We start from the raw sequence: 22,910 nt of genomic DNA on the forward strand, positions 1-22,910 counted from the left end.
GGTTAGAAGCGGACCAGGTGTTGCCGGTTCAGCAGGTCCGCGGGGGTGTCACGGCGGGCGATGAGGTGCGGTGTCCCGTCGTGGACCAGGACCTCGGCCGGGTAGCCGTGGCTGAGGAAGAGCACGGGCGAGGCGGTCGGCCCGTACGCGCCGGACCGCTCGACCCCGAGCAGGTCGCCGGGCGAGACGGGAGGCAGCGCCACCCGCTTGCCGATCACGTCGTTGGGGGTGCACAGCGGTCCGGTGACCGTGATGGGGGCGGTCGCCGGGTCGTGGTAGCGGGTGAGCGACCGGATGGGGAAGTTGCGCTTGACGAAGCTGCCCACGCCGACCGCGGCCATGTGGTGGTTGGTGCCGCCGTCGGCGACCGCGAAGCGCTCCCCCATCGACTCCTTGACGTAGAGCACACGCACCACGTAGGTGCCGGCCACCGCGGTGAGATAGCGGCCCAACTCCATGATCAGCCGGGTCTGCGGATGCCGTTCGACGAACTGCTCGATCACCGCGTTGACCTCGCCGTGCAGGGCGTTGAGATCGAGTTCCTTCTCGTTGTCGAAATACGGCACGCCCAGACCGCCGCCGAAGTCCACGGTCCGCAGCGGGACGCCCAGCTCCTCGCACAGTGCCTCGGCGATGGAGAGGATGTTGGTGGTGTTGTTGACGACGTCGGAGTAGTCGAGGATGCGGGTCCCCATGTACGCGTGGACGCCGATCACCCGCGCCGCCCGGAGGGTCCGGACCAGGCTCGCGGCCGACTGCCGCAGCACCGACAGGTCCACCCCGAACTGCCGTGGCTTGCCCCCCATCGAGAGCCCCCCGCCCTTGGTCTGGAAGTCGGGGTTCATCCGCAGCAGCACCGGCACGTCGGTCAGGCCGGCCTCGACGGCCAGGGCGTCGAGCGCCTCCAGTTCCTCCAGCGACTCGCACACGACGGCGTGCAGACCGGCGTCGAGGCAGGCGCGCAGTTCCTTGGTGGTCTTGCCCGGGCCGAGGAAGATGATGTTCTCCGGGGCGACGCCGGCGCGCTGCGCCGTGATCAGCTCCGTCAGCGAGGACACCTCGGCGCCGGCCCCCAGCGAGCCGAGGTAGGAGCAGATGCTGATGTTCGGGTTCGCCTTGAGGGAGAAGAAGACATCGACCGCCGGGTGCAGGTTCTCCCGCAGCCGCTGGTAGTTGGTGCGCAGGACCTCGGCGTCGTAGACGTACAGCGGGGTGCCGTACTCGCGGGCCAGCTCGGATACCGGCACGCCCTGAATCTCGAACTCCATCGCATTCACCGGATCTCTCCTATCGTCGGCACGGCGCCGAGCGCGTCGCGCACCTCGGCGTCAAGGGCGGTCAGGGCATCGCGGTCCTGGGCGAACAGCAGGGTGTAGAGGCGGCCTTCGAACGGGGGCCGCCGGTGGGCCTCGGCGTTGACCGTTCCGAAGCAGGTGACCACGACACCGGTGCCGCCCGGGCCGCGCGGTGTCAGCGGGCCGAGGGCCGACTCGATCTGGTGGAACCGGACCGGGGCATCGAGGTCCAGCGTGTAGTGCTTGGCCAGTGCGGCGCCGGAGGAGAGGAAGCGCTCGGTGACCGGGCCCTGGTAACTGGACATGTTCAAGCGGGCGTTGATCTCCAGCACGGGGTAGAGCGTGTCGTCCGTGCCGAGGATGGCGTCCACCCCGACCACGCCGAACAGTCCGTCCGCGTGCAGCCGCTTCCCGACCCGGGCCGCCGTGTCCTCCAGCTCCGCCAGATGCGCCGCGCCGAGGCGGGTCGGCATCACATGGCCGAGGTGTACGCCCCCCGAGGTCTGCGCCTCCTTGACGAAGTCGAGGCGGGTCCCTCCGGCGCGGTCGATCGTGAACTGGTAGTTCAGATCGCACTTCTTGTCCAGGAACCTCTCGACCACCACGTGGATGGCGCGGGAGCCGGTGCGGGCCGTCCGCTGCCGGACCATCCGCAGCAGCCGTTCGGCCTTGGCGGGCGTGTCCAGCACGATCAGTCCCTTGCCGGAGACCCCGTACGACTCCTTGACGATGAGCGGCTGGCCCTCGTCGAGGCCGCGCCGGACCGCCGCCGTGAGCTCGTCCACCGTCTCGCAGCACTCGCCGGGCACCGGACGGATGCCCAGTTCCTCGACCAGACGCCGGCTGTAGATCTTCCCGTTGACCCGCTCCATCGTGTCGCTGTCCGGGACGGCCAGCGGCAGGCCGGTCGACTCGGAGATCTTCTGCTCGGTGGCGGAGGTGCCCATCGGCATCAGATAGGTCCGGCCGTCGGCCAGGTCCGCCAGGCGCCGCAGCGTCTCCGGCGAGGCCAGAATGCGTTCGCCGGTGCTGGCGCCGGGCTCGCCCGGGGGGACGACGAACTCGGCCGGCAGGTGGAAGCCGAGGCCGGTGGCGTACCGCTTGAAGCCGGGGTCGAGCGGTTCGCCCAGGCAGATCACGTCGCCGCTTCCGGCCAGCAGGGCGCCCAGTTCCTCCATGCGCTGCACGGTGGCGGGAGCCGACGCCAGTCTCGGTATCGGCAGTCCGACGTAATTGCGCGCCCAGGCGTGCTCGACCTCAAAATTGCAGAGAAAGACCAGCCGGGCGTCGGGATTTCCGGTCAGCGACCCCTTGAGGCCACGTAAATAGGCACCGCTCATAGCCATTCACACCTTCCTGTGCAGGGGTTTGCCACTCACGACAGGATTGATGGTCGCGAACGTTCAGCGCGTGGAATCACACCGAGAAGTACAGAGCACGGGCAGGCGCACCGGCAACAGCTGTCGGCAAAGGCTGTGGTGATCCCCCGTCAGCACTTCGGTGCCCCCCTTACGGTAGCCACAAGGTCCCTGGACTTGGCGTTCTCGCGCTCCGCCCCGGCACATACCATCTCCCCGCAACCCTCCGGCCGCGGCCCCGCCCCCTGCCCCCGCACGGGCCGGCGCCGTCCCGGGACCGTGGCCGTGCCGCGCCGTGCGCCCCAGCCGACATTCCATCCATGCCGATCCCGGCGAACCCGACCGGCCGGAAAGCGAAGGAGGAAGTCCGTGGGAAACGTGAATCGTATGCCGCTGACGTCGAATCAGCGCGAAATCTGGACCGCCGAGGCCCAGAACCCGGGCGACCCGCAATTCAATATCGTCGTCCATGAACGACTCACCGGCCCCGTGGACACCGAGGCGCTGCGCACGAGCCTCACACGGGTGCTGCGCCGGCACGAAGCCTTCAGCGTGCGCTTCGGCGAAGACGAGGGCGTCCCCTACCAGTGGATCGACAGGCGCGACGCGTGCTCATGGGTCGAACAGGTCGACCTTACGGACGGACCCGAACCGGCCGCCGCCTTCGAGACCTGGCGTGACCGGCTCATCGCCGAGCCCTTCGTGCCGGCCGGCCCCCGACTCTTCACCGCCCTCCTGCTGCGCGAGAGCGACGAGGTCGTCCATCTGCTGCTCAAGGCCCACCATCTGATCGTGGACGGCTGGTCGCTCAACCTGGTCAGCACCGAGATGTGGACCGAATACGCCCTGCTGACGAACGGACGGCGACAGCCGTCCCCGGGCCTCGGCACCACCTACACCGGCACCGCCTACACCGACACCCTCGCGGCGGACGCCCGCTACCAGAAATCCGAGGACCACGAGCGGGACCTCGTCCACCACGGTGCGGCCCTGACACGCGCCAGTCCCGCCCTCTTCCCCCGGAGCACGCCCCCCGCCGGCCCGAGGAGCACCCGGTACGACCGGCGGCCGCCGAGCGGCCGGTACACGTTCACCCTCGACGCCGCCCTGGTCAAGCGCCTGCGCGCGGGTGGCGGCTCACCCTTCGCCTACCTCGCCGCGGCGTTCGCCACGTACGCCGCCCGTCTCCACCGCACCGACGGCATCGTGCTCGGCGTGCCGTTCCTCAACCGCCGCACCCCGGCGGAGCGCGGAGTCGTCGCCCAGCTCGCGAACAACCTCCCGCTGCCGGTGGCGATACGCCCCGGGGCGACGCTGCACGAGCTGGCCGCCGAGATCGGGACGACGATCGAGGAGACGCGGCCGCACCAGCGGCTCACCCTCGGGGACCTGGTCCGCTCCCTGCCGGCCCCGCCGGGCGGCGGGCCCTCGCGCCAGCCGTTCGACATCACGCTCACCTATCTGCGTTTCCCTCGGGCCACGGTGCCGCCGGGCATCGGCCGGGACCTGCTGATGTTCGTTCCGCGGCACCCGCAGGACGCCCTCTACGTCGTCGTCCAGGCCCCGGAGGACGACTCCGATCTGCGGATCGACCTGGAGTACGCGGGCGATGTCTTCGACGCGGACCTCCCCATCGCCGCGGTGGCCCGGCAGGTGCGCGCCCTCATCGTGGGCGGCCTGGACATGCCCGACCGGCCCGCCACCGCGCTTCCGCTGCTCGACGGCGCCGCGCGGGCACAGCTGATCCGCCAGGCGCAGGGACCGGCCGTCCCCTACCCGGCCGACCGCACCGTGCACGCGCTGATCGAACAACAGGCGGCCCGGACCCCCGGCCGGATCGCGGTCATCCATGGCGCGGGCCGGCGGCTCACCTACGCCGAACTGGACGCCCGCGCCAACCAGGTCGGCCGGGCACTGCGCGCCAGGGGCATCCGGCCGGAGGACCGGGTCGCCGTGCTGAGCGAACGCGGGCCGGAGTCGCTCGTCGCCCTGCTCGGCGTCCTCAAGTCCGGTGGCGCCTACGTGCCCGTGGACCCCGGCTACCCCGCCGACCGCATCGCCTTCATGCTGCGCGACAGCGGCGCCGCCGCCGTCCTCGTGGATGCCGACACCCCACGTCCCGAGGTGGACACGGCCGTTCCGGTGCTGCGCGTGGCCGACCTGCTCCACGGCCCGCGGGGGCCGCTGGAACCGGCCGCCACCTCCCGCGGCCTGGCCTACGTCATCTACACCTCCGGCTCCACCGGACGGCCCAAGGGTGTGATGGTCGAACACCACTCCGTCGTCAACCGGCTCGCCTGGATGCAGCGCCGCTACCCGGTGGGCGAGGGGGACGTACTGCTGCACAAGACCCCGGTCTCCTTCGACGTGTCGGTGTGGGAACTGTTCTGGTGGGCGGTCGAAGGCGCCACCGTGGCGCTGCTGCCGCCCGGCGGTGAGAAGGACCCGCGCACCATCCTGCGGACCGTGCGCGACCAGCGGGTCAGTGTGCTGCACTTCGTGCCCTCGATGCTGGGCCCGTTCCTCGACCTGCTGGGCGACGACGCGGCGGCACGGGCGGACGCCGCCTCGCTGCGGCACGTCTTCTGCAGCGGCGAGGCGCTGCCCCCGGCGCGCGTCGAGCAGTTCCACCACGTCTTCGCCTCCGGCTCCGGCCCCGGGCCCCGGCTGGTCAACCTGTACGGGCCGACCGAGGCCACCGTGGACGTCTCGTACCACGACTGCCCGAGCGAGCCCGGCGTGCCGGTCACCCGGGTGCCGATCGGCCGCCCCATCGACAACACCGCCCTGTACGTCCTGGACGGCCACGGCCGGCCGCAGCCGCCCGGGGTGCCCGGTGAGCTGTGCGTCGGCGGCGTCGGGGTGGCCCGTGGCTATCTGGGCCGCCCCGGGCTGACCGCCGAGAAGTTCGTCCCCGACCCCTTCGGGACCCGCGGCCCGGCCGGGGCCCACGGCCCGTCCGGGACCGGGAACCGGCTCTACCGCACCGGGGACCTCGCCCGCCGGCTCGCCGACGGCACCCTGGAGTACCTGGGCCGGATCGACGGACAGGTGAAGATACGCGGCAACCGCGTGGAGCCGGGTGAGGTGGAGAGGGCGCTGGCAGCGGCGCCGGGCGTGCGGGACGCGGTGGTGGTGGACCGGCGGTCCGCGTCCCGCGGCACGTATCTGACCGGCTGCTATGTCGCGGACACCGAACTGGAGCCCGGTGCGCTCCGGGTCCATCTGGCCTCCCGGCTGCCCGACTTCATGATCCCCGCGGCCTTCGTGCGGATCGACGCGGTGCCGCTCACCCCCAACGGCAAGGCCGACCGGCGCGCCCTGCGGTCCCTCCCGGCTGCCGGGACGGGGCCGCGCGAGAAGACACCGCCGCGCGACGCGGCCGAGCGGACCCTGGCACGCATCTGGGCCGAACTGCTCGAAGCCGGTGACATCGGCGTGTACGACGACTACTTCGCCCTCGGCGGCGACTCGCTGCTCATGCTGCGGGTGCAGGCCGCGGCCGCGAAGGAGGGGCTGCTCTTCTCCCTCACCGACCTGATCCGAAACCCCACGGTCGCCGGACTGGCCGCGGTGGCCACCAGCGGCCGCGAACCCTCCGGCGGCGCCGCGGACGAGCCGTTCGCCCTGGTCTCCCGCGTCGACCGGGCCCGGCTGGAAGGGTACGAGGACGCCTATCCGCTCTCCCGGCTCCAGCTCGGCCTGCTGTACCACAGCCGCGCCCAGGAGCGCACCGCCGTGTACCACGACGTCTTCCGCTACTCCTTCGACATCCCGTGGGACGAGGCGCCGTTCACCCGGGCCTTCGACCGCCTGGTGGCCCGCCACCCGGCTCTGCGCTCCTCCTTCGACCTCGGCGGCTTCTCCGAGCCGCTGCAGCTCGTGGCCCCGCACGTGTCCGGCGGGCTCGCGGTGCACGACCTGCGCGGCGCCGGCGGGGACACGGAACCGGCGGAGATCGCCCGGCACATAGAGGAGCGGCGCTTCCACCGCTACGACTTCCCGCGGGCGCCCCTGTACCACTTCCGCCTGTACGTCCTGCCGGACACCGTCGAGCTGGTCCTCAGCTTCCACCACGCCCTCCTGGACGGCGGCAGCGTCGCCAACCTCGTGCGCGAACTGCTGCAGGACTACCTGAGCGCCATGGGACTGCACACCGGGCCGGTGGCGGAGCACAAGCTCCCCTCCCCCGCCGGGCACGTGGCGGCGGAACGCGCCGCGCTCGCGTCCGCGTCGACGCGCACGTACTGGCGCGACCGTCTCGACGGCGCCTCGCCCCCACGGCCGATCGCGTTCCGCCCTCATGAGACCCCGCGCGGCGACGAGCTGATCACGCGCCGGGAGAGTGTGTCCGCCGAGCTGACCGACGCGATCCGGCACTTCGCCCGGCGGCACGCGGTTCCGGTGAAGTCCGTGCTGTTCGCGGCGCATTGCCTGACGCTCAGCCGGTTCAGCGGCACCGAGGACATCGTCACCGGGCTGATCACCCACGGCCGCCCCGAGACGGAGGGCGCGGAGCGCATCGCCGGCCTGTTCCTCAACACCCTGCCCATCCGGCTGAACACCGCCCGGGACAGTGGGCTCGACGTCGTCCGCGAGGCCTTCTCGCAGGAACAGCAGAGCCACGCACACCGGCGCTATCCGCTCAGCGCCATCCAGGAGGACCTGGGCGGCACCGTCCTGGACACGGCTTTCAACTACGTCCACTTCCGTCAGCTGACCGAGGTGTTCGCGCTTCCGGGCGTACGGCTGCGCTCCTTCCTGACCTGGGAGGAAACCAACTTCACCCTGCTGGTCAACGCCCTCACCGACCCGGCGGACGGGCGTCTGTGGCTGCGCCTGGACTACCAGGGCGGCGTGTTCACCCCGTCCCAGGCCGAGCTGTACGCGGACGCCTTCACCGGCTTCCTCTCACGGCTCGTGCGCCACCCGGACGAGGCGCCCGGATCCGGCTTGCCCGCACCTTCGCCCGCACCCGCCGTACCGGTGGAAGCGACGCCGCCGGATGTCGTACGGGCCGTACGGGAGCAGACCGTCCGCACACCGGACGCGATCGCCCTGGGCTTCGGGGAACAGCGCTGGACGTATGCCGAACTCGACCGGGCGTCCGACCGGGTGGCACGTCGGCTCCTCGCCCTGGGCGCCGCGCCAGGAGAGAGCGTCGGCATCGCCATGGACCGTTCACCGGAGGCGGTCGCCGTGCTCCTGGGCGTGCTCAAGGCCGGGGCGGCGGCGTTCCCGCTGGACACCGCCTACCCGCCGGAACGGCTCGGCGCCATGCTGGAACAGGCCCGGCCCCTCAGGGTCATCGCCCAGCCCTCATACCACCAGTTGGTGTCCGGCGCGGCCACGACGCTGACGCCGGAGGAGGTACTCGACGCGAGCGGGTACGGACCCGGCGCCGACGCGCCGCCCGTCCCCGCGATCGCACCCGAACACACCGCGTACGTCCTGTTCACCTCCGGTTCCAGCGGACGGCCGAAGGGCGTGGCGATGCCGCATCGCTCACTGGCTCGGCTGATCGCCTGGCAGAACGGCGTGCCCAGCGGCGTACCCGGCGGCATCACCGCGCAGTACGCGCCGATGAGTTTCGACGTCTCCTTCCAGGAGATCTTCTCCACCCTGTGCGGTGGCGGCACCCTGGTGCTGTTGTCCGAGGCCGAGCGGCGCGACGTGCCCGCTCTCCTGCGGCTGCTCGAACGGGAGCGGGTGCAGCGGCTGTATCTGCCGTACGTGGCGCTCCAGCAGCTCGCCGAGGCCTCCGCCGCCCTGGGGTTGATCCCCGGCGCCCTCAGGGTGCTGATCTCGTCCGGCGAGCAGTTGCGCGTCACCCCGGAGATCCGCCGGCTGTGCGCCGGGCTGCCCGGGGCCCTGCTGGAGAATCAGTACGGCCCCACCGAGTCGCACGTCGTGACCAGCCACACCCTGTCCGGCGACCCGGACCACTGGCCGTCCCTGCCGCCGATCGGCACCCCCGTCGACGGCGCCGAGGTGCTCATCCTCGACTCCCGGATGCGTCCGGTGCCCGCGGGGGTCACGGGCGAGATCCACCTCGGCGGCGCCTGCCTGGCCGAGGGGTATCTGCGCCAGTCCGCGCTGACCGCGGAGCGCTTCGTCCCCCGCCCCTCGGGCGGGCCGGGCCGCCGTCTGTACCGCACCGGCGACCTCGGCTTCGCCCTGGCCGACGGCGCGATGGTGTGCACCGGCCGAGCGGACACACAGGTCAAGGTGCGCGGCTTCCGGGTGGAACCGGCGGAAGTGGAGCTGGCCATCGCCCGGTTCGCCTCCTCCCACCACCCGGGCCTCGCCGAGGCGGCGGTGGTGGCGAGGCGCCGTGAGGGCGGTGACGCGTTCCTCGCCGCCTTCCTCGTGGGCGACCGGGAGCACACCGACACGGCGCAGCTCGGCAAGCAGCTCCGCGCCGTCCTCCCGGATCACATGGTGCCCTCGCACGTCGAGTGGCTGCCGGCGCTGCCGCTGACCCCGAGCGGCAAACGGGACGACGCGGCCCTGCGACGCCGCCCGCTGACGGTGGGAACCACCGGGGTGACAGGCGGTACGGCGCCGCCACGGGACGGCTACGAGCGGGCCCTGGTGGAGATCGTCGGCGAGCTGCTGCGGCGGCCCGCCGTGGGCGTGCACGACAACATCTTCGACCTGGGCGCCACCTCGCTCACCGCCATGCGTCTGGTCGTCCTCATCGAGCAGCGTTACGGCACCGGCCTTCCCCTGTCCGAGCTGATCGCGGCGCCCACCATGGCCCAACTCGCCGGACGGCTGCGGTCGACGGGGGCGAGCGCGGCCTTCGACCCGCTCGTGCCCATCCGCTCCGGCGGCGGCCGGCCCCCGCTCTTCCTCGTCCATCCCATGGGCGGCAACGTGCTGTGCTACGTGCGCTTCGCACGGCACCTGCCCCCAGACCAGCCGCTGTACGCGCTCCAGGCCGCGGGAGTGGATCCGGGGACCGAACCCCTGCGCGGCGGCGTCGAGGAGATCGCGGCCAGTTACGTCGCCGCCCTCCGCCGGCTGCGGCCCCGGGGCCCGTACACGCTCGGCGGCTGGTCCTTCGGCGGATTCGTGGCCTTCGAGATGGCCCGGCAGATCCGGGCGGCGGGCGAGGAGGTGGCGCACCTGGTGCTGCTCGACACCACGGCTCTCGCGCCGGGAAGACGGCGTGCCGTCAGGTCCGACGCCCTGCTCACGTGGTTCTTCTGGGAGTTGTTGTGGCTGCGCCGCGGCGGTGACTCGCCCCTGGAGGTCCTGCCCGCCGGGCCGACGACACTGGACGAGCGGTTCGACTTCATCGCCGCTCTCGCGGTCGCGGAAGGGGTGCTTCCGGCAGGCAGCACCGGAGCGGTCGTGCGACGGCTGTTCCGTGTGTACGAGACCAACTGGCGGGCGGCCTACGCGTACCGGCCCGGAACGGTCCACCAGGACATGACGTTGATCCACGCCGCTGAACCGCTGCCCGATGTCCTGGAATCGATGCACGAGACCATCGGCAGCATGCACCGGGATCCGGCGAACGGCTGGCGGGAGCGGACCAGCGGGGAACTGACCGTGCTCGACGTACCGGGCGACCACCTCACGATCATGGAGGAGCCGCACGTCGTCCACGTGGCCCGCACGGTCGGTGAGCTGATCGCCCCGCCTCCTGGCGCGGGCCCGGGGTTCACGCCCCAGCAGTGGCACACCGATGACAGCGATCTGAGGGGAGAGTGACGCATGACCAGCCACCGGCGCCGCAAGGCGATCGTCGTGGGCGCGGGGATCGGCGGCCTGACGGCGGCCATCGCGCTGCGCGAGGCCGGGCTCGATGTCGAGGTCCACGAGCGGGCGGACGAGCTCAGGGCCGCGGGGTCAGGACTGTCGGTGATGAGCAACGCCCTCGCGGCCCTGGACTCCATCGGTCTGGATCTGGGACTCGACAAGCATGGGCAGATCCTCACGTCCTACCACGTCAGGACCGCACGCGGACGGCTGATCAGGGAGTTCCCGTTCCCTGAGATCATCGGGCGGCTGGGCGTACCGAGCGTTCTCATCACACGGTCCGCGCTCCAGCAGGCCCTGCTGGACGCCGCCGACGGTATCCCGATCAGGCTCGGCGCGACCGCGGAGGGCTTCAGCACCGAGGAGCGCCGCGGGGGGCCCGGGGTGGCGGTCCGGTTCTCGGACGGGACCGAGACCCACGGTGATCTCCTCATCGGCGCGGACGGCTTCAACTCGGTGGTACGGCGCGGGCTCGTCGGCCCCGAGGAGGCTCGGTACGGCGGATACGTCTGCTGGCTGGCCCTGGTGCCGTTCAGCCATCCGCGTTTCACCACCGGTTCGGTGACCCACTACTGGGGCAGCGGTCAGCGGTTCGGGCTGGTCGACATGGGCGGCGGCACCCTCTACTGGTGGGGGACGAAGAACATGCCCGCCGAACGCGCGCACGACTGGAAGGGCGGCAAGGCCGATATCGAACTCGCCTATGCGGGCTGGGCGGAGGAAGTGCGGCACGCGATCCGGCAGACGCCCGAAGAGTCGATCCTGGCGACCCCGTCCCACGACCGCGTCTTCCTCGACCGCTGGGGCCGGGGTCCGGTGACGCTGCTCGGCGACGCCGCCCACCCCATGCTTCCCAGCCTCGGCCAGGGCTCGGGTATGGCGATGGAGGACGCGGTGGTGCTCTCGCGGCATCTGGCCAGGGCCGCCGACCCCCTCCGGGCGCTGCGGGCTTACGAGGACGAGCGCCGTCAGCGGACCAGCGGCGTCGTGGCGGCGGCCCGGTCGATCAGCGCGGTCGAGCAGGCGGAGAACCCCTTTCGCAGGCCTCTGCGTGACGCGTACTTCCGGGTGCTGCCGACGAAGCGGCTCACCGGGCTCCTGGAGGGCTCGCTGACCTTCCCCGGCCCCGCCGCGGCGGTCAGCCGCGGCCGTCCACGTGGGCAAGGAAGTCCCGCAGGGCGGCGTTGACCTCGTCGGGGCGCTCCTGCTGGGTCCAGTGGCCGCAGCCGTGCAGGGTCACCTCGTCGTGCAGCCGGGGGACGATCCGGCGCAGCGAGGCGCGCAGGGTGTTCACACCGCGGAAGGAGGTGACCAGGTCGCGGTCGCCCACCATGTACAGCGCGGGCACCTCGATGCCGCGGCCCCGGAAGGGGGCGAGGAGTTCCTGGTTGCGTTCGATGTTGCGGTACCAGTTGAGGGGGCCGGTGAAGGCCCGGGTGCCGTGTTCGGCGTAGTCGCGGGCGAAGACCTCGATGTCCGCTTCGGTGAGCCACCCGGGCAGCTGCTCCGGTTCGGGCACGGTGTCCAGCAGGCTCTTGCCGTCGGGGACGACCCACGGCCGGGGCCGCTCGGTCCTGGGGTTGTCGCCGGAGCCGCTGTACAGGATCCGGCGGAGGGACGACGCGATGTCCTGCCCCAACTCGGCGTCGGCGACGCCCGGTTGCTGGAAGTAGTTCTGGTAGAAGCCCTCGCCGTAGTACGTCCGGGTGGCCGAGGGCGGGGCCATTCCGGTGGGCAGCGCGGGCGGGACGCTCAGCCCGGCCACGGCCCGTACGACATCGGGGCGCAGCATCGCGGTGATCCAGGCCACCGGCGCGCCCCAGTCGTGTCCGACGACGACCGCCTGCTCCTCGCCGAGGGCGCGGATCAGCCCGATCACATCACCGGCGAGGTGGAGCAGGCTGTAGGAGGCGATGTCCTCGGGCTGCTCACTGCGGGCGTATCCGCGCTGGTCGGGGGCGACGACGCGGTATCCGGCCTCGGCCAGCGGGCCGAACTGGTGGCGCCAGGAGTACCAGCTCTCCGGAAAGCCGTGCAGCAGCAGGACCAGCGGCCCCTCCCCCTGCTCCGCGATGTGCAACCGCACTCCGTTGACCTCGACGACGTCATGCTTGACCGGGCTGTGCACTGTGGTTCCTCTTCCGGTTGCGGCGCTCTACTGCTCAGTAACGATGCTAAGGCACGGGGTGCGGAAAGCAGTTGCACAGGCCCCGTCCCGACGGGCAGGGTGCGTCGGGTGACCGCCGCCGCTTCGGAAGGAGCCTTCGTGCCGCACTCCGCTTCGCCCTCCGTCCGGGTGTTCCCCGTGGCGGACGAGCGGTCGGGCCCGTACGCGCTCGCCACCGGCGCTGACGGCGCGCTGTGGGTCACCCTCGTGCACAGCGGCCAGATCGCGCGGCTCACCGTCGACGGTGGCCTCACCACGTACGACCTGGACGCGCGCACCTGCCGGCCGACGATCATCGCCGCCGGGCCCGACGGGGCGTTGTGGTTCGCCCGCTCCCAGGATCACCGGATCGGCCGTATCACGACGGACGGCCGGTCCGGGGCCCACGCCGTGCCGACGCCCGGGAGCGCGCCGTTCGGCATCGCTGCCGGCCCGGACGGCGCCCTGTGGTTCACCGAGATGAACACCGACCGCATCGGCCGCGTCGGCGTCGACGGCGCGATCACCGAGTTCGCCCTGCCGGTCGAGGGGGCGTTCCCTTCGGCGATCACGGCGGGTCCGGACGGCGCGCTGTGGTTCACCCTCAACCAGGCGAACGCCATCGGCCGGATCGACGTGGCCGGTGATGTCACCCTCCATCCGCTGCCCACGGCCGGCGCCGGGCCGGTGGGGATCACCTGTGACGGCGTTGCCCTGTGGTTCGTCGAGATCGCGGCGGGCCGGATCGGCCGGATCGCGGTGGACGGCACGGTCGAGGAGTTCCCGCTCCCCGACCGTACGGCCAAGCCGCACGCCATCGTGGCGGTGTCCGCCGGAGAGTGCTGGTTCACCGAATGGGGCGCCAACCGCGTCGGCCGCATCACGGCGGACGGCGCGATCCGCGAGTACGACCTGCCCTCTCCCTCATCGGAACCCCATGGCATCGCGGTCGGCCCGGACGGGGCGCTCTGGGTGGCCCTCGAGACGGGCGCGGTGGCCCGGGTGGCGCCCTGAACCCATGGCGTTGGCCCGTTGACGAGGTGGCGCGGGGCGGATGCGCGGGATCTCCAGCGGCGCGAGCCGGCACCCTCTCGGGGTCATCCGGGGACGGGGACGGGGTCGACGCCGGTCATGGTGCGGCTCAGCTCCCACAGCCGCGCCGCGACGGCGGTGTCGGTGAGATGGGCCCACACCGGTTCGGTCCGGGGTCTGCCGCGCAGGCTGAAGACGCCCGGCCCCCACAACTGCCCGCCGCGCACGGCCGGGTCGAGCACCGCTCGCACCGCGGGCCACGCCCCGGCGTGCTTGCCCTGGAGCAGGACACCGGCGGGCGCGCCGCGCAACCGGGCGCCGAGGGTGGGCACATGGACGGGCGGCCGCGAGGGGGTGAGGGAGTCGAGGGCGCCGCCGGGGTGAACCACTACGCTCGCCACCGGGCTGCCGACGGCGCGCAGACGGCGGTCGAGTTCGAGGCCGAAGTGCATCTGCGCCAGCTTGGACCGGCCGTAGGTGCGCTTGGGGCGGTAGTCCTGCCGGGACTGCGGGTCGTCCAGGTCGAGCCGTTCGGTCTTCGCCGCGAAGCTGCCCACCGTCACGACGCGGCCCGCCGGCGCGGCCGACAGTAGCGGCATCAGCCATCCGGTGAGCGCGAAGTGCCCGAGATGATTCGTGCCGAACATCAGCTCATGGCCCTCCCCGGTCTCGCGGCGCGGCGGGTCGTCGAGGGCGACCCCGGCGTTGTGCACCACCGCGTCGAGGTGCGGCGTCTCCAGGGCGTCCACCGCGGTTTCGAGCGAGGCGAGGTCGGCGAGGTCCAGCCGCAGGGCACGCACCCGCGCACCGGGGACACGCTCCCGGATCGCGGCCATGGCGGCCTCGGCCCTCACCGGACTGCGGCTGCCCAGCACGACGGTGGCCCCGGTCGCGGACAGCTGCTCCGCGATGAAGTACCCGATGCCCGCGTTGCCGCCGGTGACCAGAAAGACGCGCCCATCGGCTTGCGGCAGCCGGTGGACATCCCAGAGCGGGGTGGAAGACACGGACGGCATGGCGGCAAGCTCCCTTGCGGCGGAGGGCCCGCACGGCCCGGAGGCCGTGCGGGCGGGCGCTCGGGGTGAGCGCCCTGCCGTCGAAGATCCCAGCGGCCACCGACACATCGGCGACGGACCGGCGACGGACCGGCGACGGACCACCGACAGCCGGCTCAGTCGAGGACCGCGGTGGCCTCGACCTCGACGAGATGCTCGGGTACGTCGAGTGCCGCGACACCCAGCAGCGTGGCGGGCGGGACGGGGGTGACCCCCAGTTTCGCGGCCGCCCGGGAGATCCCCTCCAGGAGGGTCGGCATCTTGTCGGGGGTCCAGTCGACGACGTGGACGTTGAGCTTCGCCACGTCGTCGAAGGTGCCGCCGGCCTCGGCGAGGGCGGCGGCGATGTTGAGGTAGCACCGCTCGACCTGGGCCGCGAGGTCGCCCTCGCCGACCGTGGTCCCCTCGGCGTCCCAGGCGACCTGTCCGGCGATGAAGACCAGTTTCGACCCGGATGCGATCGACACCTGCCGGTAGACGTCGATGGTGGGCAGTGCGGGGGGATTCACCAGGGTGATGGCCATGCTGTCGGCTCTCCTCATCAGGGGTTCCGCGGTCTCTCGTGGTTACTCGGGAACCGTAGGAGAGCCGCCGCTGACATGGAAGAACGCACTTTTCGGTGACTCGGGAACCTGATGGTGACCCAGCAGCTCAAGGGCCCGTCAGAAGTCCATCTCCACGTAGTCGATGTCGGTGAACTCCACCAGGAGACCGTCCGCGCGGCGGCCGCCGTCCTTGAAGTAGATCTCCTGGAACCCCTCGGCGGCGATGTCCCGGAGTTGCTGTTCGGTGGCGCCGGTGGACCGCGCTTCGAAGAGGCGGGCCGCGTAGGCGGGGGGCAGATGCTGGGTGATCAGGCGGACACGCCCGTCGTCGGTGGAGCCGGGGGCGGCGGTGAAACCGAAGCGGGCCCGGGTCTCGATGACGATGCCGGTGGCGGTGGCGGCCTGCCGCCTGGCCCGGGCGCGCACCCGGGGCTGCCAGTCCTTGCGCACCTCCTCGGCGAGGCGGGCGGCGAGGTCCTTGCGCGGATGCTTGAACTGGCCCGTGAGATACCGCTCGACGGTGCGCTGGGACACCCCGAGCCGTCGCGCGACCGCCCTGGTGGAACCCTTCTCCCGCTTCACCAGGAAACGCATCTGCGCGGGGGCGGATTTCGGGAGGGGGCGGGTGAAGGTGGCCTCCGTGGCCTTGTCGAGGCTGTCGCCCATGATGCCCATCGTGCTCGTCCCCTCTCCTACTCACCGTCGATCGCGGCGTCGGTGCCCTTGATGTGGCGGGCGGGATTGTGGCCCTCGTCCAGGAGCTGAGCCGCCCACAGGAACTCCTGGGTGCCCTCGTGCTTGACCATGCCGGGTGAGACCCCGAGGCGGAATCCGCCGGGCAGGGGCTTGCCGTCGGGGGTGTGCGGCAGGAAGTCCAGCGGGCTCGGGCCGTCGGAGAGGTAGACGACGCAGTCCGAGAGCACGGCTACGGGAAAGAGCCCGGTGTCCGCGAGCTTGCGCATCTTGCGGTGCATGTTGACCCGGGCGGTGGAGATGACGGCGGCGCGGATGTCGGGGCGCCAGGTGGGGCGTTCCAGGGCGGGCCAGCGTTCGCCGGGGCGGTAGCGGGCGCCCTGGGGCCGTTCGCGGAGCTTGCCGATGCCGCCCTTGACCGTGGCCTTGATGGCGGACAGGACGGCGACCTGCCCGGGATCGGTCTGCTTGTGCCGCTCCATGGCGGCGAGGAAGTCCGGCGGGCTCATGCCGGAGACGACGCCGAGCCGCTCCATGGTGGCCATGTAGGCGTCGCGCAGCCGGGTGTACCAGGCGTCCAGGTAGGGGCCGGTCTCGGGGCGGACCCACGCCTCGGCGGGCCGGACCTGGTGGCCGAGTTCCACGGCGTACGCGACGGTCGGCGTGGCGTACCAGGCGGGCCCCTCGGGGCGGTTGCCGTGCGGGGTGAAGGGGGATGACGCGGGTGGCGTAGTCGCCCAGTACGCGCGCCAGTTCGGCCGGGGCGAACCGGTCGGCGCTCCCCCAGGCCCGGGAGTCGAGCGCGCCCCAGGGGAGGACCGCGAACCGGACGCAGTGGCGCCGGTTGCCCTCCACCGGGCGGTAGACCGAGGCCCAGGGGCCGAAGCCACGGCGGGTGAGCTGCCACTTGGCCCTGGTGATCTGCTTGACCACCTTGTGGTCCTCGGGCAGTCGCAGATTCCGGCGGTCGGTCAGTTCGGCGGGCAGTCCGAGGCGTTCGGCGGCGGACGCGGTGAGGACGAGCAGGGGGTCGGCGTCCTTGCCGTTGCGGTGCAGCCGGGGGGCGCCCAACCGGGCCTCGGACAGGGCCCAGGCGACCAGGGCCGGGATGTCCTTCAGTGGGCAGTCCAGGATCAGGCCGCCAATGCAGTACGCGGCCCCGTCGCCGTCCACGACGGCCAGGGGCCCGTTGGCGAAGCGGGGTTCGGTGCCGGCCGGGGTGGGGGGGTCTTGTGCGGTGCGGGTCGCCCGGTGGTCTGCCGGGGTGCCCGTCGCGGGGCCGGGCGGCGGGGCTCCGCGGTTTCCCCGGCGGGCGGCCCGGTCTCCTCGGCGGGTGGCGGAACCACCGGTGCCGCGGGGGGAGATACGGGGGCGGCCGGGGGCGCGGGAGACGCGGGGCGCGGCGCCTCGGGGGCGGAAGCCGGGGCAGGGGCGGAGGCCGGCGTCGGAGCCGGGGCCGGGGCCGGGGTCGGCGTCGGAGCCGGGGCCGGGGTCGGCGTCGGAGCCGGGGCCGGGGTCGGAGCGGGGGCTGGGTACAGCTTGGCCAGTTCGCTCAGGAAGTGGGCGTACGCCTCGCGTTGCGGCGGCCGGGGTTCGGTCTTTCCGCTCTCCCAGTTGACCACCGTCGCCCGGCGCACCTTCAACGCCTTGGCGACCTGCTCCTGGCTCAGGCCGTGGGCCGTACGCAGCCGCTCCCGCTCGGCCGGTGGCGGCAGCGGGGACTGGCCCGCGATCAGTGCGTCGATCGCGTCGAACAACTCGGACATGGAACGCCTCCCGCCCCCGTTATACACAGCGGCGGACTTCTGGCGCACATATCGCCGACAGCCGTGCGCAGCGACCCGCTACGTCGAGACGTCGTCCAGGTCACCCCACTGGGCGAGCAGGTCCTCCTCGGTGGGCTCGGGGCCGGGGGCGGTGGCGGTGAGGGGCTGCTCGGCCCAGATGATCTTGCCGGTGGGGGTGTACCGGGTGCCCCAGCGCTGGGCGAACTGGGCCACCAGGAACAGGCCCCGGCCGCCCTCGTCGGTGGAGGCGGCGCGGCGCAGGTGCGGGGAGGTGCTGCTGCCGTCGGAGACCTCGCAGATGAGGCTGCGGTCGCGGACGAGGCGCACGGTGATGGGGCCGGAGCCGTAGCGGATGGCGTTGGTGATCAGTTCGCTGAGGATGAGTTCGGTGGTGAAGCCGCTCTCCTCGAGCCCCCATCCGGCCAGTCGGCGGGCCGCCTCGCCGCGGATTCCGGCGACGGCGGCGGGGTCGGAGGGGACGTCCCACTCGGCGACGGAGTCGGGGTCCAGGAGGTGGGTGCTGGCGACGAGGAGGGCGATGTCGTCTCTCGGGTGCGAGGAGGTCATCGCCTTGAAGACGGCCCGGCAGATCTCCTCGGGGCCGCGCCCGGGATGTGCTTCCAGGGTGCTGCGCAGCAGGCGCAGACCGGTGTCCCGGTCGCGGTCGCGGTCCTCGACCAGACCGTCGGTGTACAGGGCCAGCCGGCTCCCCTCGGGGAGCAGCATCTCGGTCGTCTCGATGGGCTCACCGCCGAGGCCGAGCGGCGGGGCGAGGGAGACCTCGGGGAAGGTGACGGTGCCGTCGGGGTAGGTCAGGGCAGGGCCCGGGTGGCCCGCCCGGGCCATGGTGCAGCGGCCGGAGACCGGGTCGTAGATCGCGTACAGGCAGGTGGCGCCGCTGATCGGCGCGGCGTCGGTGTCCGCGGTGGCCTGGTCCTGATCGAAGCGGGTGACCAGCTCGTCGAGGTGGCTGAGGATTTCGTCCGGCGGCAGGTCCAGGGTGGAGAAGTTGTGCACGGCGGTACGCAGCCGCCCCATGGTGGCGGCGGCGTGCAGCCCGTGGCCGACAACGTCGCCGACGACCAGGGCGACCCGGGCGCCGGGCAGCGGGATGACGTCGAACCAGTCGCCGCCGACACCGGCCTGGGCGGGCAGGTAGCGGTGCGCCACCTCCAGGGCGTCCTGTTCGGGCAGGCCCTGCGGCAGCAGGCTGCGCTGGAGGGTGACGGCCATGGAGTGCTCGCGGGTGAAGCGGCGGGCGTTGTCGATGGCGACGGCGGCGCGGGCGACCAGCTCCTCGGCGAGGGCCACGTCCTCCTGGTCGAAGGGCTCGGACTTCTCCGAACGCCAGAAGGTGGCGATGCCCAGGGTGACATCGCGGGCGCGCAGCGGAATGGTGATCATCGAGTGGATGCCGTATTCGACGATCCGGACGGCCTGCTCGGGGTCCTGCTCCTGCCATCCGGCGAAGTCCCGGATGTCGGCGTCGAGCACCGGCCGCCCGGCGCCGAAGCCGAGCGCCTGCGGTGCGCCGCGCACATAGGTCGTCCGCTTGCCGACCCGCCACAGCGGGTGGTCGTTGCGGATGCCGAAGGTGGCCGTACGGCACATGGCGTCGCCCACCGGCTCGTCGCCGCGCAACACCGGGTCCACCAGGTCGACGGTGGCGAAGTCGGCGAACCACGGCACCGCGAACCGGGTCAGCTCCTCGGTGGTGCGGGCGATGTCGAGCGTGGTGCCGATCTTCGCGCCCGAGTCGTACAGCAGCCGCAGCCGCTTCTCCGCCACCTCGGCCTGGCCGGACAGCGCACGCAGCTCGGTGGTGTCACGGAGGGTGGCGACGCTGCCGGGGAGGCCGCCGTTCCACTGGGTGGAGCGCTGGTTGACGGCCAGCAGCCGGTCCCCCGCGAGATGCACCTCGTCGGTGGCCACGCGGCCGGAGGACAGCAGCGCGGCGGTGCGCGGTTCGAGGCCCAGCTCGCCGACGTGGCGGCCCTCGGCGTCCGGGGGCAGGTCGAGCAGCCGGCGCGCCTCGTCGTTGACGAGGACGAGGTGGCCGTGACCGTCGACGATGAGCACGCCCTCGCGGACGGAGTGCAGCACGGCGTCGTGGTGCTCGTACATGCGGGTCATCTGGGCCGGGCCCAGGCCGTGGGTCTGGCGCCGTAGCCGCCGGCCCACCAGGGCGGTACCGGCGGTGGCGAGGGCGAGCGCGCCTCCGGCCGCGCCGATCACCAGCGGCATCTGGCGGGTGACGCGGCCGCCGACGTCGTGGGCGGTCATCCCGGCGCAGATCACGCCGACGACCGTGCCGTCGGCCTTTCGGATCGGGACCGTGGCCTGCACTTCCTTGCCGAGGGGGCCCTGCACGGTCTCCGTGACGACCTTGCCGCGCAGCGCGGGCCTGTAGTCGGCGACCAGCTGCTTGCCGATCTGCTGCGGCAGCGGATGGGTATACCGGACGCCCTTGGTGTTCGCCGCGACGACGAAGTCCAGGCCCGCCCGCTTACGGACCTGCTCGGCCCGGGGCTGGAGCACGGCGGTCGGGTTGCGGGCCGTCATGGCCTCCGCTGTGCCCGGAGAGCCGGCGAAGGCCTGGGCCACGGCGGTGGACCGGTTGACGGCCTCCTGCTCGCTGTCGTTGCGCGCCTGCAGTACGAGCGCCAGCGTCGCCGCGGCGATGAGCAGGACGACGACGACCGCCTGGACGGCAAACACCTGTCCGGCGATGCTGCGCACGCCGAGCAGGGAGCGCAAGCGCCCCCGCGTCCGGACTGGCGGGGAGTGCTTCGATCGACCGAAAAATCCGATCACCCCCTATTCCTAACACCTCACGCCGCCGGGACGTGAGTGGCTGGAACGAGACAGTACCCCGGACCGGGCGGTTCATACGTTCCCATCACGCTCCGCTGAACCCCGGTGGCTTCGCGTAGCGGTTCAGAAGGCCGGAGGGAGGGGAAGGACCCTGCCGCCGGGCCGTGACTCCCGTGGCCGTCCGGCACCCGCACCACCTGTTGTCCGATCATGGCCGCCGTCCGCGGGCGGGGCCCGGTGAGCATGGAGGCGAGTGCCGTTGTCGACCCCTCATCACAGACGGCCCCCTCATCACAGACGAACGCGACATCACGGAAGAACGCGGCATCGCGGACACCGGATCCGGATGAGGGCCACGGTGGGGGCCGTCGTCCTGGCGGCGCTGGCCCTGCTGATACCGGCCGTGTCATCCGGTCCGGCGGCGGCCGCCGGGCACGCCGCGACCGTACCGGGTCTGATACCGGCGCCGGTGCGGTGGACCGGGCAGGCGGGCACACTGCGGCTGGCCGCCACGGCGGCGGTGGTCGCGCGGACGGCGGAGCTGCGCGGTGACGCCGCGACGTTCGCCGGCGATGTGGCCGACGCGACGGGGCTGCGGCTGTCCGTGGTGACCGGCGGTGGCGGCGCGGCGGGCGATGTGGTGCTGGGTGTGGACGCGTCCCGTGAGGAACTGGGCGCCGAGGGCTACGAACTGATCGTCGGCGACACCGTACGGATCACCGGGGCCACGGCCGCCGGGGCGTTCCTGGGGACCCGGACCGTGCTGCAGATGCTGGGCGGCGGGCGCGAGCTGCCGCACGGCAGGGCGGTCGACGTGCCGCGCTACGCCGAGCGCGGGGTGGGCGTGTGCGCCTGCTACATCCACGTCTCCCCGGACTGGTTCGAGCGGCTGATGCGCGAGATGGCGTATCTGAAGCTGAACCAGCTGTGGATCGAGGCGAAGGTGGCCAGCGACGACTACCCGAAGACCACGTTCTGGGGCTACTACACCAAGGACGAGGTGCGGCGGCTGTCGGCGATGGCCCGGAAGTACCACATCACCCTCGTACCGGAGATCAACTCCCCCGGGCACATCGACCCGTATCTGCAGAACCACCCCGAGCTCCAGCTCGCGGACACCAAGGGGATCCGGTCGCCGTCGCGGCTGGACATCACCCGGCCCGAGGCGTTCTCCTTCTACACCGGGCTGCTGGACGAGGCGCTGACCGTATGGGACACCCCGTACTGGCACATGGGCGCGGACGAATACATGCTGGGCTCCGACTACGCCGCCTACCCGCAGATCGCCGCGTACGCCAAGGCGAAGTACGGCGCCGGGGCCACCCCGCAGGACGCGTTCGTGGACTTCGTCAACCGCGTCGACGACCATGTGCGCGCCGTGGGGCGGACCCTGCGCATCTGGAACGACGGGCTGAGCGGCGACAACACCGTCCCCGTGAACAAGGACATCCGAGTCGAGCACTGGACCGCCGAACCCGAGCAGCCGCCCTCGGCGTTGCTCGCCCAGGGCCATCGGGTGATGAACGCGGCCTACGCGCTCTACCTCATCCGCGGCGGCTCCCCCATGAAGACGCGGGAGCTGTACGAGAGCGACTGGACACCGCTGCGCTTCGAGGGCGAGACGCTGAGCGGCCCCCAGCCGGGCGTCAGCGGGGCGAAGATCACCATGTGGCCGGACTCGGCGGCGGCCCAGACCGAGAACGAGGTCGAGACGGAGGCGTATCTGCCGTTGCGCTTCCTCGCCCAGGCCACCTGGGGCGGCCCGAAACCGGCCGCCACGTACGACGGTTTCAGCGCGCTCGCCCGGGACATCGGCCACGCGCCCGGCTGGGAGAACACCGTACGGCTGCCGGTGAAGGACGGTACGTACGCCCTCACCCTGTCCGGCTCCGCGACCCGGCTGACCACCACGGGCGGTGGCGAGGGCGCCACCGCGCGGTTCGGGGACGACGGCGGCGCGGCGTGGAAGCTGTCGGCCACCGAGGACGGCTACTACACGCTCCGCGCCGTGCGGGCGGACACGGCCACCGCCTACTGCCTGGACATGGTGAAGGGAGCCCGCTACCTGGGCGCCCCGCTGGAGGCGGGCGCCACGGTCACCACGCAGACGTGTTCCGCCACGGCCCGCACCCAGCGGTGGCAGCTGACCGGCACCGGGACGGGGGTGCGGCTGGTCAACGCCATCTCCCAGCTCGGCCTCGCGCGGCGCGCCGCCGACGGGGCCGCGGTGCAGCAACCGCCGGATGAGCAGGCCGCGGCCACGCTGCGCCCGGTGGCCGCCGCCCCGCCGCCTCGGGGCCGCGGCTGAGCCGGGCGGGGTGTTCCTCCGGCGGTGCCACGCGCTGACCACGACGGCCGGGGCGGGTGTCCGCATGGTGTCGGACCCGTGGTGGTGGGCCACGGAGCGGGCCTATC

The 22,910-nt window shown here is 72.4% G+C and carries 11 protein-coding genes and 1 pseudogene; 4 read left to right on the plus strand and 8 right to left on the minus strand.

What is annotated here, in order from left to right; translation table 11 throughout:
• Positions 1 to 2: 2 nt before the first annotated feature.
• Positions 3 to 1,268 carry a type III PLP-dependent enzyme gene (locus ASC60_RS27660; protein ID WP_055555605.1) on the minus strand — a complete coding sequence of 422 codons (1,266 nt, stop codon included), beginning with the start codon at positions 1,266 to 1,268 and terminating at the stop codon, positions 3 to 5.
• A gap of 5 nt (positions 1,269 to 1,273) precedes the next feature.
• Positions 1,274 to 2,635 carry an ATP-grasp domain-containing protein gene (locus ASC60_RS27665; protein ID WP_055555607.1) on the minus strand — a complete coding sequence of 454 codons (1,362 nt, stop codon included), beginning with the start codon at positions 2,633 to 2,635 and terminating at the stop codon, positions 1,274 to 1,276.
• A 405-nt stretch (positions 2,636 to 3,040) separates the two neighbouring features.
• On the opposite strand from ASC60_RS27665, the gene ASC60_RS27670 reads away from it, so the two are divergent.
• Entirely contained in the window at positions 3,041 to 10,375 is a 7,335-nt protein-coding gene (locus tag ASC60_RS27670; RefSeq protein ID WP_063787224.1) for a non-ribosomal peptide synthetase, read from the plus strand.
• Positions 10,376 to 10,378: 3 nt separating this feature from the next.
• Positions 10,379 to 11,611: an FAD-dependent monooxygenase gene (locus ASC60_RS27675; protein WP_055555609.1), complete on the plus strand. Its 1,233-nt coding sequence runs from the start codon at positions 10,379 to 10,381 to the stop codon at positions 11,609 to 11,611.
• Here ASC60_RS27675 and ASC60_RS27680 read toward each other — a convergent pair.
• The gene (locus ASC60_RS27680) at positions 11,562 to 12,551 is read right to left on the minus strand and encodes an alpha/beta fold hydrolase (RefSeq protein ID WP_055555611.1); all 990 of its coding nucleotides are present in this window, start codon (positions 12,549 to 12,551) and stop codon (positions 11,562 to 11,564) included. The two genes, ASC60_RS27675 and ASC60_RS27680, sit on opposite strands and share 50 nt — an antisense overlap.
• A gap of 138 nt (positions 12,552 to 12,689) precedes the next feature.
• Between ASC60_RS27680 and ASC60_RS27685 the strand changes: the two genes are divergently transcribed.
• On the plus strand, positions 12,690 to 13,583 hold the full coding sequence (locus tag ASC60_RS27685) for a hypothetical protein (protein WP_055555613.1): 894 nt from the start codon (positions 12,690 to 12,692) through the stop codon (positions 13,581 to 13,583).
• An 83-nt stretch (positions 13,584 to 13,666) separates the two neighbouring features.
• On the opposite strand, the gene ASC60_RS27690 is transcribed toward ASC60_RS27685, so the two are convergent.
• The 5 genes and pseudogenes from ASC60_RS27690 to ASC60_RS27710 form a co-directional block, all read right to left on the minus strand.
• Positions 13,667 to 14,617 (minus strand): SDR family NAD(P)-dependent oxidoreductase, encoded by a 951-nt coding sequence (locus ASC60_RS27690; RefSeq protein WP_055555615.1) that lies wholly within the window; start codon positions 14,615 to 14,617, stop codon positions 13,667 to 13,669.
• 155 nt (positions 14,618 to 14,772) lie between these two features.
• Entirely contained in the window at positions 14,773 to 15,180 is a 408-nt protein-coding gene (locus ASC60_RS27695; RefSeq protein ID WP_055555617.1) for a RidA family protein, read from the minus strand.
• 138 nt (positions 15,181 to 15,318) lie between these two features.
• Positions 15,319 to 15,876: a helix-turn-helix transcriptional regulator gene (locus ASC60_RS27700; protein WP_055555618.1), complete on the minus strand. Its 558-nt coding sequence runs from the start codon at positions 15,874 to 15,876 to the stop codon at positions 15,319 to 15,321.
• Between the two features lie 17 nt (positions 15,877 to 15,893).
• Positions 15,894 to 17,573 (minus strand): annotated as a pseudogene (locus ASC60_RS43795) (helix-turn-helix transcriptional regulator); the annotation flags it as partial.
• 165 nt (positions 17,574 to 17,738) lie between these two features.
• Entirely contained in the window at positions 17,739 to 20,438 is a 2,700-nt protein-coding gene (locus ASC60_RS27710; RefSeq protein ID WP_055555620.1) for a SpoIIE family protein phosphatase/ATP-binding protein, read from the minus strand.
• A 403-nt stretch (positions 20,439 to 20,841) separates the two neighbouring features.
• On the opposite strand from ASC60_RS27710, the gene ASC60_RS27715 reads away from it, so the two are divergent.
• Positions 20,842 to 22,803: a family 20 glycosylhydrolase gene (locus tag ASC60_RS27715; protein WP_055555622.1), complete on the plus strand. Its 1,962-nt coding sequence runs from the start codon at positions 20,842 to 20,844 to the stop codon at positions 22,801 to 22,803.
• The last annotated feature ends 107 nt before the right edge of the window (positions 22,804 to 22,910 follow it).

The sequence above is a fragment of the Streptomyces sp. NBRC 110028 genome, from assembly GCF_001417735.1.
GTDB lineage: Bacteria > Actinomycetota > Actinomycetes > Streptomycetales > Streptomycetaceae > Streptomyces.